The organism is Ramlibacter sp. JJN2-2R (assembly GCF_057747835.1).
In genome coordinates this window covers 1,313,241-1,327,346 of record NZ_CM173226.1, presented here as the reverse complement: position 1 = coordinate 1,327,346, position 14,106 = coordinate 1,313,241, and the positions used below count along the sequence as shown (strand labels likewise).

Annotated in this window: 14 protein-coding genes; 10 read left to right on the top strand and 4 right to left on the bottom strand. The window is 72.1% G+C overall.

All coding sequences use genetic code 11. The annotated features are described in order from the left end of the window. Window positions 1-2: 2 nt before the first annotated feature. From AC3ANR_RS06535 to AC3ANR_RS06520, 4 genes are read left to right on the top strand one after another with little or no spacing between them, the layout of a single operon-like run. Complete coding sequence (locus AC3ANR_RS06535) at window positions 3-3,206, top strand: efflux RND transporter permease subunit (RefSeq protein ID WP_488291070.1); 3,204 nt, start codon at window positions 3-5, stop codon at window positions 3,204-3,206. Window positions 3,207-3,227: 21 nt separating this feature from the next. Then, a complete protein-coding gene (locus tag AC3ANR_RS06530) occupies window positions 3,228-3,917 on the top strand; it encodes a protein-L-isoaspartate O-methyltransferase family protein (RefSeq protein ID WP_488291069.1) in 690 nt (229 codons plus the stop codon). A gap of 10 nt (window positions 3,918-3,927) precedes the next feature. Next, window positions 3,928-4,260 (top strand): rhodanese-like domain-containing protein, encoded by a 333-nt coding sequence (locus tag AC3ANR_RS06525; protein ID WP_488291068.1) that lies wholly within the window; start codon window positions 3,928-3,930, stop codon window positions 4,258-4,260. Between the two features lie 29 nt (window positions 4,261-4,289). Beyond that, window positions 4,290-5,642 (top strand): TolC family outer membrane protein, encoded by a 1,353-nt coding sequence (locus AC3ANR_RS06520; RefSeq protein ID WP_488291067.1) that lies wholly within the window; start codon window positions 4,290-4,292, stop codon window positions 5,640-5,642. Between the two features lie 27 nt (window positions 5,643-5,669). On the opposite strand, the gene AC3ANR_RS06515 is transcribed toward AC3ANR_RS06520, so the two are convergent. Then, a complete protein-coding gene (locus tag AC3ANR_RS06515) occupies window positions 5,670-6,026 on the bottom strand; it encodes a winged helix-turn-helix domain-containing protein (RefSeq protein WP_488291066.1) in 357 nt (118 codons plus the stop codon). An 87-nt stretch (window positions 6,027-6,113) separates the two neighbouring features. On the opposite strand from AC3ANR_RS06515, the gene AC3ANR_RS06510 reads away from it, so the two are divergent. The 3 genes from AC3ANR_RS06510 (at window position 6,114) to AC3ANR_RS06500 (ending at window position 7,218) form a co-directional block, all read left to right on the top strand. Beyond that, window positions 6,114-6,656: a hypothetical protein gene (locus AC3ANR_RS06510; protein ID WP_488291065.1), complete on the top strand. Its 543-nt coding sequence runs from the start codon at window positions 6,114-6,116 to the stop codon at window positions 6,654-6,656. 77 nt (window positions 6,657-6,733) lie between these two features. Next, window positions 6,734-6,937 carry a hypothetical protein gene (locus AC3ANR_RS06505; protein ID WP_488291064.1) on the top strand — a complete coding sequence of 68 codons (204 nt, stop codon included), beginning with the start codon at window positions 6,734-6,736 and terminating at the stop codon, window positions 6,935-6,937. After that, window positions 6,937-7,218 (top strand): hypothetical protein, encoded by a 282-nt coding sequence (locus AC3ANR_RS06500; RefSeq protein WP_488291063.1) that lies wholly within the window; start codon window positions 6,937-6,939, stop codon window positions 7,216-7,218. Before AC3ANR_RS06505 ends, AC3ANR_RS06500 begins: the two co-directional genes overlap by 1 nt. 2 nt (window positions 7,219-7,220) lie before the next feature. Here AC3ANR_RS06500 and AC3ANR_RS06495 read toward each other — a convergent pair whose 3' ends face one another. From AC3ANR_RS06495 to AC3ANR_RS06485, 3 genes are all read right to left on the bottom strand, one after another. After that, window positions 7,221-8,552 (bottom strand): 3-deoxy-D-manno-octulosonic acid transferase, encoded by a 1,332-nt coding sequence (locus AC3ANR_RS06495; protein ID WP_488291062.1) that lies wholly within the window; start codon window positions 8,550-8,552, stop codon window positions 7,221-7,223. Continuing rightward, window positions 8,549-9,520 carry a lipopolysaccharide heptosyltransferase I gene (gene waaC / locus AC3ANR_RS06490; RefSeq protein WP_488291061.1) on the bottom strand — a complete coding sequence of 324 codons (972 nt, stop codon included), beginning with the start codon at window positions 9,518-9,520 and terminating at the stop codon, window positions 8,549-8,551. Before waaC ends, AC3ANR_RS06495 begins: the two co-directional genes overlap by 4 nt. A gap of 96 nt (window positions 9,521-9,616) precedes the next feature. Next, a complete protein-coding gene (locus AC3ANR_RS06485) occupies window positions 9,617-10,999 on the bottom strand; it encodes a phosphomannomutase/phosphoglucomutase (RefSeq protein WP_488291060.1) in 1,383 nt (460 codons plus the stop codon). 113 nt (window positions 11,000-11,112) lie between these two features. On the opposite strand from AC3ANR_RS06485, the gene AC3ANR_RS06480 reads away from it, so the two are divergent. The 3 genes from AC3ANR_RS06480 to AC3ANR_RS06470 are packed head-to-tail and all read left to right on the top strand — an operon-like array spanning window position 11,113 to window position 13,993. Then, entirely contained in the window at window positions 11,113-12,609 is a 1,497-nt protein-coding gene (locus AC3ANR_RS06480) for a DNA-3-methyladenine glycosylase 2 family protein (RefSeq protein WP_488291059.1), read from the top strand. Further along, complete coding sequence (locus AC3ANR_RS06475) at window positions 12,606-13,100, top strand: methylated-DNA--[protein]-cysteine S-methyltransferase (protein WP_488291058.1); 495 nt, start codon at window positions 12,606-12,608, stop codon at window positions 13,098-13,100. The genes AC3ANR_RS06480 and AC3ANR_RS06475 overlap by 4 nt, the downstream gene beginning before the upstream one ends. After that, the gene (locus tag AC3ANR_RS06470; RefSeq protein ID WP_488291057.1) at window positions 13,097-13,993 is read left to right on the top strand and encodes a DMT family transporter; all 897 of its coding nucleotides are present in this window, start codon (window positions 13,097-13,099) and stop codon (window positions 13,991-13,993) included. The genes AC3ANR_RS06475 and AC3ANR_RS06470 overlap by 4 nt, the downstream gene beginning before the upstream one ends. The last annotated feature ends 113 nt before the right edge of the window (window positions 13,994-14,106 follow it).

The following is a 14,106-nucleotide window of genomic DNA, read 5'->3' as shown; positions in this document are numbered from 1 at the left end:
CCATGTGGTTCACCCGCGTCAGCCTGAAGAACCCGGTCTTCGCCACCATGGTGATGCTGGCGCTGGTGGTGCTGGGCCTGTTCTCGCTGCAACGCCTGAACGTCGACCAGTTCCCCAACATCGACTTCCCGGTGGTGGTGGTGCAGACCGAGTACCCGGGCGCCTCGCCCGAGGTGGTCGAGAGCGAGGTGACCAAGAAGGTCGAGGAAGGCGTCAACTCCATCGCCGGCATCGACTCGCTCACCTCGCGCAGCTACGAGGGCCAGTCGGTCGTCATCATCCAGTTCCAGCTGCACATCGACGGCCGCAAGGCCGCCGAGGACGTGCGCGAGAAGGTCGCCGCGATCCGCCCGACGTTCCGCACCGAGGTGAAGGAACCGCGCGTGCTGCGCTTCGATCCTTCCAGCCGCGCGATCTGGTCGCTGGCCGTGCTGCCCGACGCCAGGGCAGGCAAGGCGATGAGCGCGGTGGAGCTCACGAACTGGGCCGACCAGGTGCTCAAGAAGCGGCTGGAGAACGTGCGCGGCGTCGGCTCGGTCAGCCTGGTGGGCGGCAGCAAGCGCGAGATCAACGTCTACCTGGATCCGCAGGCGATGGAGGCGCTGGGCATCACCGCCGACCAGGTGGCGGCCGCCGTGCGCAACGAGAGCCAGGACCTGCCCGTGGGCGCGGTGCGTTCGCTGGCCCAGGAGCGCGTCGTGCAGATCGACGCCCGCATGCAGCGGCCCGAGGACTTCGGCCGCATCATCGTGGCGCGCAGGAACGGCGCGCCCGTGCGCGTCGACCAGGTGGCGCGCGTGGCCGACGGCCCGCAGGAGATCGACAGCCTGGCGCTCTACAACGGCCAGCGCACGCTGCTGCTGGCGGTGCAGAAGTCGCAGGACGAGAACACCATCGCGGTGATCGACGGCCTGCGCCGCACGGTGGACGAGATGCAGGCGCAGCTGCCCGCGGGCGTGCGGCTGGAGCCGATCCAGGACGCCTCGCGGCCGATCCGCGTGGCGGTGGAGAACGTGCGCCGCACGCTGATCGAGGGCGCCGCGCTCACCGTGCTGATCGTGTTCCTGTTCCTCAATTCGTGGCGCTCGACGGTGATCACGGGGCTGACGCTGCCGATCGCGCTGATCGGCACGTTCCTGTTCATGAACTGGTTCGGCTTCACGGTCAACATGATCACGCTGATGGCGCTGTCGCTGTGCGTGGGCCTGCTGATCGACGACGCCATCGTGGTGCGCGAGAACATCGTGCGCCACGTGCAGATGGGCAAGAGCCCTTTCCAGGCGTCCCTGGACGGCACGCAGGAGATCGGCCTGGCGGTGCTGGCCACCACCTTCTCGATCGTCGCCGTGTTCCTGCCCATCGGCTTCATGCAGGGCATCATCGGCAAGTTCTTCCACGAGTTCGGCATCACCATCGTGGCCGCCGTGATGATCTCGATGTTCGTGAGCTTCACGCTCGACCCGATGCTGTCGTCGGTGTGGCACGACCCCGAGATCGAGGCCCATGGCAAGCCGCGCGGACGCCGCACGCTCTACGACCGCACGATCGGCCGCGTCACCGGCTGGTTCGACACCACCACCGAGCGCCTGTCCGAGGGCTACCAGTCGCTGCTGCGCTGGTCGCTCGGGCACAAGCTCGCCACCGTGCTGGTCGCCGTCGGCGTCTTCGCGACCAGCGTCGTCATGGTGCCGCTGCTGGGCACGGAATTCGTGCCGAAGGCGGACTTCTCGGAGACCAGCGTCAACTTCTACACCCCGGTGGGCTCCTCGCTCGAGGTGACCGAGGCCAAGGCCCGCCAGGTCGAATCGATCCTGCGCGAGTTTCCCGAGGTGCGCTACACGCTCTCGACCATCAACACCGGCAATGCGGCCGGCAAGATGTACGCGTCCATCTACGTGCGCCTGGTCGACCGCCAGCAGCGCAGCCGCAGCGTCGACCAGATGTCCGGCGTGCTGCGCCAGCGGCTGCGGCAGGTGCCCGGCATCACGGTCACGCACGTGGGCCTGCTCGATGCGGTGGGCGGCAACAAGCAGATCGAGTTCTCGCTGCAGGGGCCGGACCAGAAGGAGCTCGAACGCATCGCCCGCGTGGTGATGGAGCGCCTGCGCGGCATCCCCGGCCTGGTCGACCTGGACTCCAGCGTCAAGCCCGACAAGCCCACCGTGCAGGTGCAGCTGCGCCGCGACGCGGCGTCCGACCTGGGGCTGTCGGTCGGCCAGGTCGGCGCCGCGCTGCGCACGCTGGTGGCGGGCCAGGCGGTGGCCACCTGGCGCGCCCCGGACGACCAGACCTACGACGTCAACGTGCGCCTGGCGCCCGATGCGCGGGTCTCGCCCCAGCAGCTCGAACGCGTGCCGTTCGCCACCGGCACCAACGCGGACGGCAGCCCGCGCATCGTGCGCCTGAACCAGGTCGCCGACCTGCGCGAGGGCACGGGGCCGAACCAGATCAACCGCCGCGACCTCACGCGCGAGGTGGCCATCAACGCCAACGCGGACGGTCGCGCCTCGGGGGAGATCACCGCCGACATCCGCCGCAAGGTGGAGGAAGTGGGCCTGCCGCCCGGCTACCGCTGGCAGTTCAGCGGCTCGGCCAAGAACATGGCCGAGTCGTTCGGCTACGCGGTGTCGGCCCTGGCGATGGCCGTGATCTTCATCTACATGATCCTGGCCAGCCAGTTCAAGAGCTTCCTGCAGCCGCTGGCGCTGATGACCTCGCTGCCGCTCACGCTGATCGGCGTCGTGCTGGCGCTGATGGCGTTCGGCTCCACGCTGTCGATGTTCTCCATCATCGGCGTGGTGATGCTGATGGGCCTGGTGACCAAGAACGCCATCCTGCTGGTCGACTTTGCCATCCGCGCCCGCGAGCAGGGCATGGAGCGCGCCGAGGCCCTGCTGCTGGCCGCCCGCGTGCGGCTGCGCCCCATCCTGATGACCACGCTGGCGATGATCTTCGGCATGGTGCCGCTCGCCTTCGCCCTCTCGGAGGGTTCCGAGCAGCGGGCCCCGATGGGCCAGGCGGTGATCGGCGGCGTGATCACCTCCTCGCTCCTCACGCTGGTGGTGGTGCCGGTGGTCTATTGCTACCTGGACGACCTGGCCGCCTGGGCCCGCCGCAAGCGCGGCGCCGGTGCGGCGGCGCGGCAGGCGGCCGGGGGCGGCCCGGCGGCGCCCGTGGCCGCTTCTAAAATGGACGGTTTGTCCTGATCCGCCCTTCCAGCCCACGCCATGAGCAGCCAGCCCTCCCTCGAGAAACTCCGCTTCAACATGATCGAGCAGCAGATCCGTCCGTGGGACGTGCTCGATCCGCAGGTGCTCGACCTGCTGTCGGTGGTCCGGCGCGAGGAGTTCGTGCCCCCGGCGCACCGGGCGCTGGCGTTCACCGACATGATGATCCCGCTGCGCGGCCACCTGGAGGAGGCGATGCGCCTTGGCCAGGTGATGCTGGAGCCCAAGATGGAGGCGCGGCTGCTGCAGGAGGTGAGCCCGCGGCCGCACGAGAAGGTGCTGGAAGTGGGCACCGGCTCCGGCTACATGGCGGCGCTGCTGGCCGGCCGCGCCCAGCGCGTGGTCTCGCTGGAGATCGATCCCGAGCTGGCCCGCACGGCACGTGAGAACCTGCAGCGCGCGGGCGTGCGCAACGTGGACGTGCGCGAGGCCGACGGCGCCCACGGCCTGGCCGCGGAAGGCCCGTTCGACGCCATCGTGCTGTCGGGCTCGGTGGCCGAGGTGCCGGCGGCGCTGCTGCAGCAGCTCAAGACCGGCGGCCGCCTGGTCGCCATCGTCGGCGACGAGCCGGTGATGCGCGCGACGCTCATCACCCGCACCGGCGACGCCAGCTACACGACCGCGCAGCGCTGGGACACGATGGCGCCGCGCCTGCTGCACTTCCCCGAGCCGTCGCGGTTCCGCTTCTGAGGCGCCGGCCATGATCGACCAGGTGCGCCCCAACGATCTCGATGCCTGGCTGGCCGACCACGGCGGCGGCGTGGTGCTCGACGTGCGCGAGCCCGCGGAGCTGCAGGCAGCCAGCGTGCAGCCTGGCCCCTTCCAGCTGCTGTTCATCGCCATGAACGACGTTCCGTCGCAAATCGGGCGCCTCGACCCCGGCAAGCCGATAGCATGCCTTTGCCATCACGGTGCCCGCAGCATGCAGGTGGCGATGTTCCTGGCGCGCAACGGCTTCAGCCGCGTGGCCAACATCGCGGGGGGCATCGACGCCTGGTCGCGCGAGCGCGACCCGTCGGTGCCCAGGTACTGAATCACAACGACAAGACAGACGGAGAAGGCATGACATCCTCGCGGCTCGTTCCCCTGGCGGCAGCCCTCGCCGCCGCGCTCGGCGCGGCGCCTGCCTGCGCGCAGAGCCTGCTGGCGCTCTACGAGGCCGCGCGCGCGCAGGACCCCGCCTGGCAGGCGGCCCGCGCCCAGTACGACGCCACCGTCGCCCGGGGCGAGCAGGCCCGCTCCGGCATCCTGCCCACCGCCAACCTGTCGTCCAGCTACTCGCGCACGCAGGCCGACATCGTCGGCATCCCGCCGCAGCCGGGCGTGAGCAACCCGAACTACTTCGGCACGCAGAACACGACCATCAGCGCGTCGCAGCCGCTGTACCGGCCGGGCAACTGGGCGACCTACCAGCAGGGCAAGCGCCAGGCCGACCTCGCGCAGGCGCAGCTGACGGCCGCCTCGCAGGACCTGATCGTGCGCGTCAGCCAGGCCTACTTCGACGTGCTGGCCGCGCAGGACACGCTGGAATTCGTGCGGGCCCAGAAGACGGCCGTGGGCGAGCAGCTGGCCAGCGCCAAGCGCAATTTCGAGGTCGGCACGGCCACCATCACCGACACGCGCGAGGCGCAGGCACGCTTCGACCTCGGCCAGGCGCAGGAGATCGCGGCCGAGAACGACCTGCGGGTCAAGAAGCTCGCGCTCGAGACGCTGGTCGGGCAGAAGAACGTGCAGCCGGTGCCGGTCGCCGCGCCGCTGCAGCTGGGCCCGCCGCAGCCGGCCGACGTCGAGTCGTGGGTCGCGCAGGCCGACGACAACAACCCCGTCATCCTGCAGGCGCGCACCAACCTCGAGGTGGCCAAGCTGGAGACCGAGAAGGCCAAGGCCGGCCACAAGCCCACGCTCGACCTGCAGGCCAGCTACGCGGTCATCCGCAACATCAACGGCAGCTCCACCAACCCCCTCGCCCCGAGCAGCACGCGCCCGGCGATCGCGCAGGCCGGCCTGGTGCTCAACGTGCCGCTGTTCGCGGGATTCGCCACCCAGAACCGCATCCGCGAGACGGTGTCGCTGGAGGACAAGGCGCTGGCCGACCTCGAGAACGCCCGCCGCACCGTGGCGCAGGCCACGCGCGCCGCCTACTTCGGCGTCGTGTCGGGCCAGGGCCAGGTCAAGGCGCTGGAGGCCGCCGAGGCGTCCAGCCAGAGCGCGCTGGACGCCAACCGGCTGGGCTACCAGGTCGGCGTGCGCATCAACATCGACGTGCTCAACGCCCAGAGCCAGCTGTACCAGACCAAGCGCGACCTGGCCCAGGCGCGCTACAACGTGCTGCTCGGCCAGCTCAAGCTGCGGCAGGCCAACGGCACCCTGGTGGCGGACGACCTGTCGCGCCTGAACGCGCTGCTGGTGAAGTGACCGGGCCGGGGCGCCGCCCCGGCTGCGTCAGTTGCCCTGCGCCGCCTTCAGCAGGCAGGAGGAGAGGCGGTCGAAGTGCAGCATCGCCGCCTGGGTCAGCTCGACCTGCTTGCGGCGCGCATCCTCGGTGTCCGACAGCATGATCCAGCCCTTGGCCCGCATGGACTTCAGGCGGCTGTGGATGGTGGCCGGGGCACCCAGCTCCGAACGGGCCATCAGGTCGCGCACCGACAGCCGCGCGTGCTTCTGGCGCGCCGAGGCGACCAGCGCGAGCACGCGTTCCTCCAGGGGGTCGAGCGGGGGCAGCGAGGGCAGGCCGCGGATCGCCTCCGCAAGCTGCAGGAACCGGAAGTAGACGTCGGCCGGCCGGGTTCGTGATGGCATGGGTGGGGACGGTCCGCTTGCGCGGCACCGGGGTTCTGACTACGCTCGCGACGCTCCAGAATCTGGACGCGATCTTACAACGCGAACGTGCGCCCCCTGCAACTCCAGCTCTCCATGGTGCTCGCCACGATCGCCATGTTCATGGCCGCGCTCGCGCTCAACCACTGGCTCTTCCTGCAGTTCGAGTTCGCCGCAGGCATCAACTGGGTCTACCTGCCGGCGGGCGTGCGGCTGCTGGCGACGCTGCTGTTCGCCGAGTCCGGCGCCGTCGGGCTGCTGCTGGTGTCCTGGCTCGTCAGCTTCTTCTGGTTCTTCCCCGATGACGGCCAGCGCGCGTTCGTCGGCGGCATCATCGCGGCGGCCGCGCCGTACGGCGTGTACCTTGTGGCGCGCCGCCGCTACGGCCTGCAGGCGTCGCTGGCCAACCTCACGCCGGGGCGCCTGCTGCTGCTGGCACTGGCCTACGCCGTCACCGGCCCGCTGCTGCACCACCTCTACTTCGCCTGGCGCGGCCAGCAGGACCTGCTCGGCGGCTTCATCGCCATGGCCACCGGCGACCTCGTGGGCACGCTGATCGTCCTGTACGGGTTCCGGGGCATCCTGCACCTCGCCGCGCCACGCCGGCGTTGACTCCGGATTGACGGCCGCCCCCGGCGCGGCTAGTCTCGCGACCAGATCGCTCCAGAAATCAGATCGTTCCAGCAGTCATGACGGAATTCGAGACGTGGCGCCACGCCCGGCAGGAAGCGGACCAGCTCCTGCAACTCCTCACCCTCGCCCAGGACGCCCGGTCGGCGCACGCGGCCCCCGAACCGGCCGGCAAGCTATCCGCCCAGTGGACCGCCTCCCGCAGGAAGGCCGAATCGGCCTACACCGCGGTGCTGCGGCTGCTGCGCCCGAGCCGGCCCTGATGAGACGGCCTTCCGGCCAGGCCCCCCGGCACGAGAAGGTGATCGGGCCCATCCTCGGCTACTACTTCGCCTGCTACACGGTCGAAGCGGCGGACGGCTACTACGCCTATGCCAAGCTGTGCGTGGACCGGCCCGACGACGTCTGGAACACGCCGGACGCCCTGGGCAAGGTGGCCTCGGGCCCCTGCCCGCAGCCCGAGCGCGCGTTGGTCAGCGTCGTGAGCCGGGCGCGCCGCAAGCTCGAGCGGCGGGCCGAGGAGTTCCTGCTCTTGGGCGCCTGACCTCAGGAACGCGCACCGGCGGCGCGCGACGCCGTCGGCACCGCTAGCAGCGCCAGCAGCGCGTCGGCCGTGCGGCCCGCCGCGCCGCGGTGCGCCTGCGCGAAGCCGGCGGCCAGGCCGGCCCGCTCTGCGCGCTGGCCAGCGTCGGCGGCCAGCAGCGCGGCCTGCCGCACCGCGTCCTCCAGGGTCGCGACGCGCATCGCCGCCCCCGCCGCTTCGGCCCGCTCGGCCGCCTCGGCAAAGTTGAACGTGTGCGGCCCCATCACGATGGGACAGCCGCACGCGGCCGCCTCGATCAGGTTCTGCCCGCCCAGCGGCAGGAAGCTGCCGCCCAGCAGCGCCACGTCCGCGAGGCCGTAGTACAGCGCCATCTCGCCCAGCGAATCGCCGATCCACACCTCGGCGGACGGCGGACCATCGCCGTCCCAGGCGCTGCGCCGCGACACCGTGAAGCCAGCCTGCCGCGCGAGTGCCGCGACGTCGTCGAAGCGTTGCGGATGGCGCGGCACGACCAGCCAGCGGATCTCGGCCGCCGCGGCGTCGGACGCGCGCCGTGCCCAGCCGGCGCGCGCCAGGTCGCGGTTGGCGGCCAGCACGCGGAAGAACTCGGCCTCCTCGCCCTCGCGCGAGCTGGCGAACATCACGACCGGCTGCGCGGCCCGCTGGCGCCACTGCCGGCCCAGCGCGAGCTGCGCCGCGTCGGGCTGGGCGTCGAACTTCAGGTTGCCGAACACGCCGCTCACGCGGGCGCCGGCCCGTGCGAGCCGCTGCGCATCGGCCTCGGTCTGGGCCCACACGGCGTCGAGCGACGCGTAGGCCGGTTGTGCCAGGCGCTTCAGGCGCTGCGCCTGGCGCAGCGACTTGTCGGACAGGCGCGCGTTGGCCAGCGCGAGCGGCACGCCCAGGCGCCGGCAGGCGTGCGCGAGGTTCGGCCACACCTCGGTTTCCATCAGGACGCCGGCACGCGGCCGGAAGTGGGCCAGGAAGCGCTCCACCGCCTGCGGCGTGTCCCACGGCAGCCACGCCTGCTGGTCGCCTTCGCGCAGCAGCCGCTCGCCCTCCGCCCGCCCCGTCGCGGTGCCGTGCGTGAGGAGCACGCGCAGGTCCGGCTGGCGCTCGCGCAGGGCCGCCAGCAGGATGGCCGCGGCGCGCGTCTCGCCGAGCGACACCGCATGGATCCACAGCGCACCCGGACGCGCGGGCTGCTCGTAGCGGCCGAAGCGCTCGTCGACCGCGACCAGGTAGCCGGGTTCGGCGGCGCCGCGCCGACGCAGCTTGCCGCGCAGCAGCGCTTGCGCGCCCTGCATCACGAGCGAATACAGGCGCCGGATCACGCGCCCTCCCGCACGGCCTGCCAGGCCTGCCACACGGCGTCGAGCGTGGGCGTCGGCTGCGCGAACACGCTGCGCTGGTGCGGCGCCGACGGGCCCGTGCGCCAGGCGGTGTCGAAGTTGTAGATCTGCACGTGCGGCAGGTCCAGCGCCACCGCGATGTGCGACAGCCCGCTGTCCACGCCGATCACGCCCGCGCAGCCGGCCAGCCGGTCGGTCAGCGCGCCCAGGTCCAGCCGCGGCCACACCTGGGCGGCCGGGCCGAGCTCGGCCGCCATCGCCTCGCTGCGCTCGCGTTCCGCGTCGCTGCCGTGCGGCAGGCCGATCGCGTAGCCCGCCTGCGCCAGCCGCCGCCCCAGTTGCACCCAATGGTCCTGCGGCCAGCACTTGTCCTGCCGTGAGGTGCCGTGGACGAAGGCGACGCAAGGGCGCGCGCCGTCGGCCGGCGCCGGCAGGGCACGCAGCCCGAAGTGCAGCCGCGCGGGCATCCGGTAGCCGAACGCCGCGGCGCACAGCTGGCGCGAGCGGGTCACGGCGTCGATGTGCCGCAGCACGCGGACGGCGACGTCGGCGACCCAGCGCGTGGGCGCCTCGTAGCCGGCGCCATCGGTGCGATTGGCCAGCGCGTAGCGCTTGCCCCGCTCGGTCAGCCGCGCGGCGCGGGCGACGAGCGCCGACTTGGTGAGCCCCTGCAGGTCCAGCACCGCGTCGTAGCGGCGCTCGCGGAACGCTCGGCGGAAGTCGCGCCATTCCGCGCGCGTCGCCGTCGACAGCGGCGACTTGGTCCAGCGCCGCAGGTCGCAGGGGATCACGTCCGCCACGCCGTCGCAGCGCTGCACCAGCGGCGCGAAGCCCCGCTCGACGACCCAGTCGACCTGGGCGCCGGGCACGCAGGCGAGCACGTCCTGCACGGCCGGCATCGCATGCACGACGTCGCCCAGGGACGAGAGCTTGACGATCAGGATCTTCACGAAGCGGCGATTGTCGCCGCACCGCCCGCGGCCGCCGCGCGGGCCGGGTCCGATGGCGGCGAAGGCGGCCCCGGCGCGCCGGGGCCCGTCAGTGCGTCAGTGCGCCGCTTCGGCGAACTGCGCGTCGGGCTTGACGCTGCGCAGCAGCGCCAGCATCTCGGCCTCGATGCGGTGCAGCGCCTCCTGCGTCTGGCCCTCGAAGCGCAGCACGAGCACCGGCGTGGTGTTCGAGGCGCGGATCAGCCCGAAGCCGTCCGGCCAGTCCACCCGCACGCCGTCGATGGTCGACACCTCGGCGGGCGCGGCGAACTTTGCCTTGGCCATCAGCTCGTCGACCACCTGGTGCGGCTCGCCCTCGGCGCACTTGACGTTCAGCTCCGGCGTCGAGAAGCTGGTGGGCAGCGCGTCGAGCACGGCGCTCGGGTCCTGCGAGCGCGACAGGATCTCCAGCAGGCGGCAGCCCGCGTACGTGCCGTCGTCGAAGCCGAACCAGCGCTCCTTGAAGAAGATGTGGCCGCTCATCTCGCCGCCCAGCGGCGAGTCCACTTCCTTCATCCTGGCCTTGATCAGCGAGTGGCCGGTCTTGTACATCAGCGGCGTGCCGCCGGCCTCGCGGATGGCGGGCGACAGGCGCTGCGTGCACTTCACGTCGAACAGGATGGTGCCGCCGGGCACGCGCGAGAGCACGTCGCGGGCGAACAGCATCAGCTGGCGGTCCGGGTAGATGTTGTTGCCGCCGCGCGTGACGATGCCCAGCCGGTCGCCGTCGCCGTCGAAGGCCAGGCCCAGTTCGGCGCCGCTGGTCTTGAGCGCCTGGATCAGGTCGCGCAGGTTCTCGGGCTTGCTGGGATCGGGGTGGTGGTTGGGGAAGTTGCCGTCCACCTCGCTGAACAGCTCGATGACCTCGCAGCCGAGCGCGCGGAAGATCGCCGGCGCCGACGCCCCCGCCACGCCGTTGCCCGAGTCGACCACGATCTTCATCGGCCGGGCCAGCTTCACGTCGCCGACGATGCGGTCGCGGTAGGGGGCGAACAGGTTCACGTTGCGCACCGTGCCGCCGCCGGCCGTGCTCCAGTCCTCGGCCTCCATCGTGCGGCGCAGCCCCTGGATCTCCTCGCCGTAGATGGCGCGGCCGGCCAGCACCATCTTGAAGCCGTTGTAGTCCTTCGGGTTATGGCTGCCCGTCACCTGGATGCCGCTGCTGCACAGCGTGCTGGCGGCGAAGTACAGCATCGGGGTGGTGACGACGCCGACGTCGATGACGTTCACGCCGGCCGACACCAGGCCGCGTACGAGCGCGGCCGAGAGCGACGGGCCCGACAGCCGGCCGTCGCGGCCGACGGCCACCGTCGTCTCGCCTTCCTTGCGGGCGGCCGTGCCGAAGGCGCGCCCCAGGCCCTCGGCCACCTCTTCCGTGAGGGTGGACGGCACGATGCCACGGACGTCGTAGGCCTTGAAGATGGAGGGCGAGACTTGCATGGCGGGGCGGTCCTGTGCTGCTTGGAAAGGAACGGCGGATTCTAGTGAAGGGGCCCGGAGGCACATGTCCGAAAACGGCCAGTCCGCACCGCCCCGCTGCGTATCATGGCCCCATGTCCCCCGATGCCGAAGCGCTGCAACCCGACGCCTGCTACCTGGCGCTGAAGGCGCGCGACGCGCGCTTCGACGGCTGCTTCTTCACCGGCGTGACCTCCACCGGCATCTACTGCCGCCCCGTGTGCCGCGTGCGCACGCCCAAGCGCGAGAACTGCCGCTTCTTCACCCACGCCGCGCAGGCCGAGCGCGAGGGCTTCCGCCCCTGCCTGCGCTGCCGGCCCGAGCTGGCGCCCCACATGCCGCGCTGGTCGATCCAGGACGCGAGCGACGTGCTCGCCCAGCAGGCCGCCCGCCTGCTCGACGAGCCGGAGGCCTGGGGCGACGTCGCGCCCTCGGTCGAGCAACTCGCGGCCCGCCTGGGCGTGAGCGACCGGCACCTGCGCCGCATCTTCGAGGCGCGGCTGGGCGTCTCGCCGCTGCAGTACCTGCAGACGCGCCGCCTGCTCACCGCCAAGCAGTTGCTCGCCGACACCGACCTGCCCATCACCCAGGTGGCGCTGGTGAGCGGCTTCGCGAGCGTGCGCCGGTTCAACGCCGCGTTCGCGCAGCACTACGGCCTCAGCCCCAGCCAGCTGCGGCGCGAAGGGGGCCGCGCCGGCCGCGAGATCTCGGTGCGCCTGGGCTACCGGCCGCCGTACGACACGGCCGCGATGCTCGAGTTCTTCCGCAAGCGGGCGATCGGCGGCATCGAAGCCGTCGATCGCGACGCGATCGCCCGCACGCTGGCCGTCGAAGCCGGTGGCCGCTCGTTCACCGGCTGGCTGGTGGCGACGCTGCCGCCGGCGGACCACCAGGTGCTGCTGCGGGTCAGCGACTCGCTGCGCGACGTGTTGCCGCTCGTCATCCGCCGGGTGCGCGCGCTGCTCGATCTCGATGCCGATCCGCTGGCGATCGGCTCGGTGCTGCAGGAGAGCTTTCCCGGCACCGACGGCCTGCGCGTTCCCGGCACCCTCAGCGGCTTCGAGCTGGCGGTGCGCGCGGTGCTGGGCCAGCAGGTCACCGTCGCCGCGGCGCGGACGCTGGCGCAGCGCCTGGTGCACCGCTTCGGCGAGCCGATCGAGACGCCGCTGCCGGCGCTCACGCACCTGTTCCCGCGGCCGGACGTGCTCGCCCGCGCCGAGCCCGATGCCCTGGGCCAGCTGGGCATCGTGCGGCAGCGCCAGGCGGCGATCGTCGCGCTCGCGCGGGCCACGGCCGCCGGCGAGCTGCGGTTGCATCCCGGCGCCGACGTGCCCGAGACGCTCGACCGGCTGCGGTCCCTGCCGGGCATCGGCGACTGGACGGCGCAGTACATCGCCATGCGCGCGCTGCGCTGGCCCGATGCGTTCCCGGCCGGCGACGTCGCCCTGCACAAGGCCCTGGGCGTGCAGGCCAGCCGGCAGGCCGCCCGCGAGGCCGAAGCCGCGTCGCAGGCCTGGAAGCCGTGGCGCAGCTATGCGGTGATCCGCGCCTGGTCCCGTCTCGCACCCGCCACATCGGAGGCAACAGCATGAAATTCCCTTCTCGCCTCGTCGCCGCCCGCCACGACTGCGCGCTCGGCCCGCTGCTGCTGGCCGCCAGTGCCGACGGCCTGGCCGGCATCTGGTTCGAAGGCCAGCGCCACCAGCCCGACAGCGCGTCCTGGCCGCTGGACCCCGCCCATCCGGTGCTGGTCGAGGCGATGCGGCAGCTGGACGAGTACTTCGCCGGCCGCCGCACGTCGTTCGACCTGCCGCTGGACCTGCGGATGGGCACGCCGTTCCAGCAGAGCGTCTGGCGCGCGCTGCTGGCGATCCCGCACGGCGGGCGCTCGACCTACGCCCAACTGGGCCAGCACATCGGCGCGCCCGGCGCGGCGCGGGCCGTCGGCGCGGCCGTCGGCCGCAACCCGGTGAGCATGGTGGTGCCCTGCCACCGCGTGCTCGGCTCGGACGGCTCGCTCACCGGCTATGCCGGCGGGCTGGACCGCAAGACGGCGCTGCTGCGGCTGGAGGGGATGCCTTGACGGCCACGCCGCGCGGCCGGCGTGCGTGGGCGATCGACTTCCTGCTGCTGGCCGCCACCTGGGGCGGCTCCTTCCTCTTCATCCACCTGGGCGTGGTCGAGTTCGGCCCCCTGCCCACGGCCGCGGTGCGCGTGGCCATCGCCTCGGCCTTCCTGCTGCCCATCGTGCTGCTGCGCGGGCTGGGGCCGCAGCTGCGGCAGCACTGGCCGCGCATCTTCGGCGTCGGGCTGCTCAACTCCGGCATCCCGTTCGCCCTGTATGCGTTCGCGCTGACCTCGATCTCGACCGGCCTGTCCGCCATCCTGAACGCGACGGTGCCGCTGTTCGGCGCGCTCGTCGCCTGGGCCTGGCTGAACGAGAAGCCGGCCGCCTCGCGCGCGCTGGGGCTGGTCGTGGGCTTCGCGGGTGTCGCGATGCTGGCCTGGGACAAGGCGAGCTTCCGGGCCGCCGGGCCCGGGCTGGCCACCGGCTGGGCCGTGGTGCTGTGCCTGCTGGCCACGCTGTGCTATGGCCTGGCCGCCAGCGCCACCAAGAAGTACCTCAGCGGCCTGCCCGCCCTGGTGACGGCGGCGGGCAGCCAGCTGGGGGCCCTGCTCGGCCTGGCCGTGCCCGCGCTGTGGTTCTGGCCGGCCACCTGGCCCGGCGCCCGCGCCTGGCTGGCCCTGGTCGCGCTGGGCGTGCTGTGCACCGGCTTCGCCTACGTCCTGTATTTCCGCCTGATCGAGGAAGCCGGGCCGTCGCGCGCCCTCGCCGTGACCTTCGTCGTCCCGGTCTTTGCCGTGCTGTACGGCCTGCTCTTCCTGGGCGAAGCCGTCACCGGCTGGATGCTGCTGTGCGCCGCCGTCATCGTGTGCGGCACGGCGCTGTCGACGGGGCTGCTGAAGTTCAGGTGACCGGCCCGCACGGCTGAGCGTCCCGGCACTAGCTCCTTCGGGCCATGGCCCCCTCGGTGGCGGTAACCCCTGGGCCACACCCCTTGTTTGAGAATGACCTGCATCGACTGCCG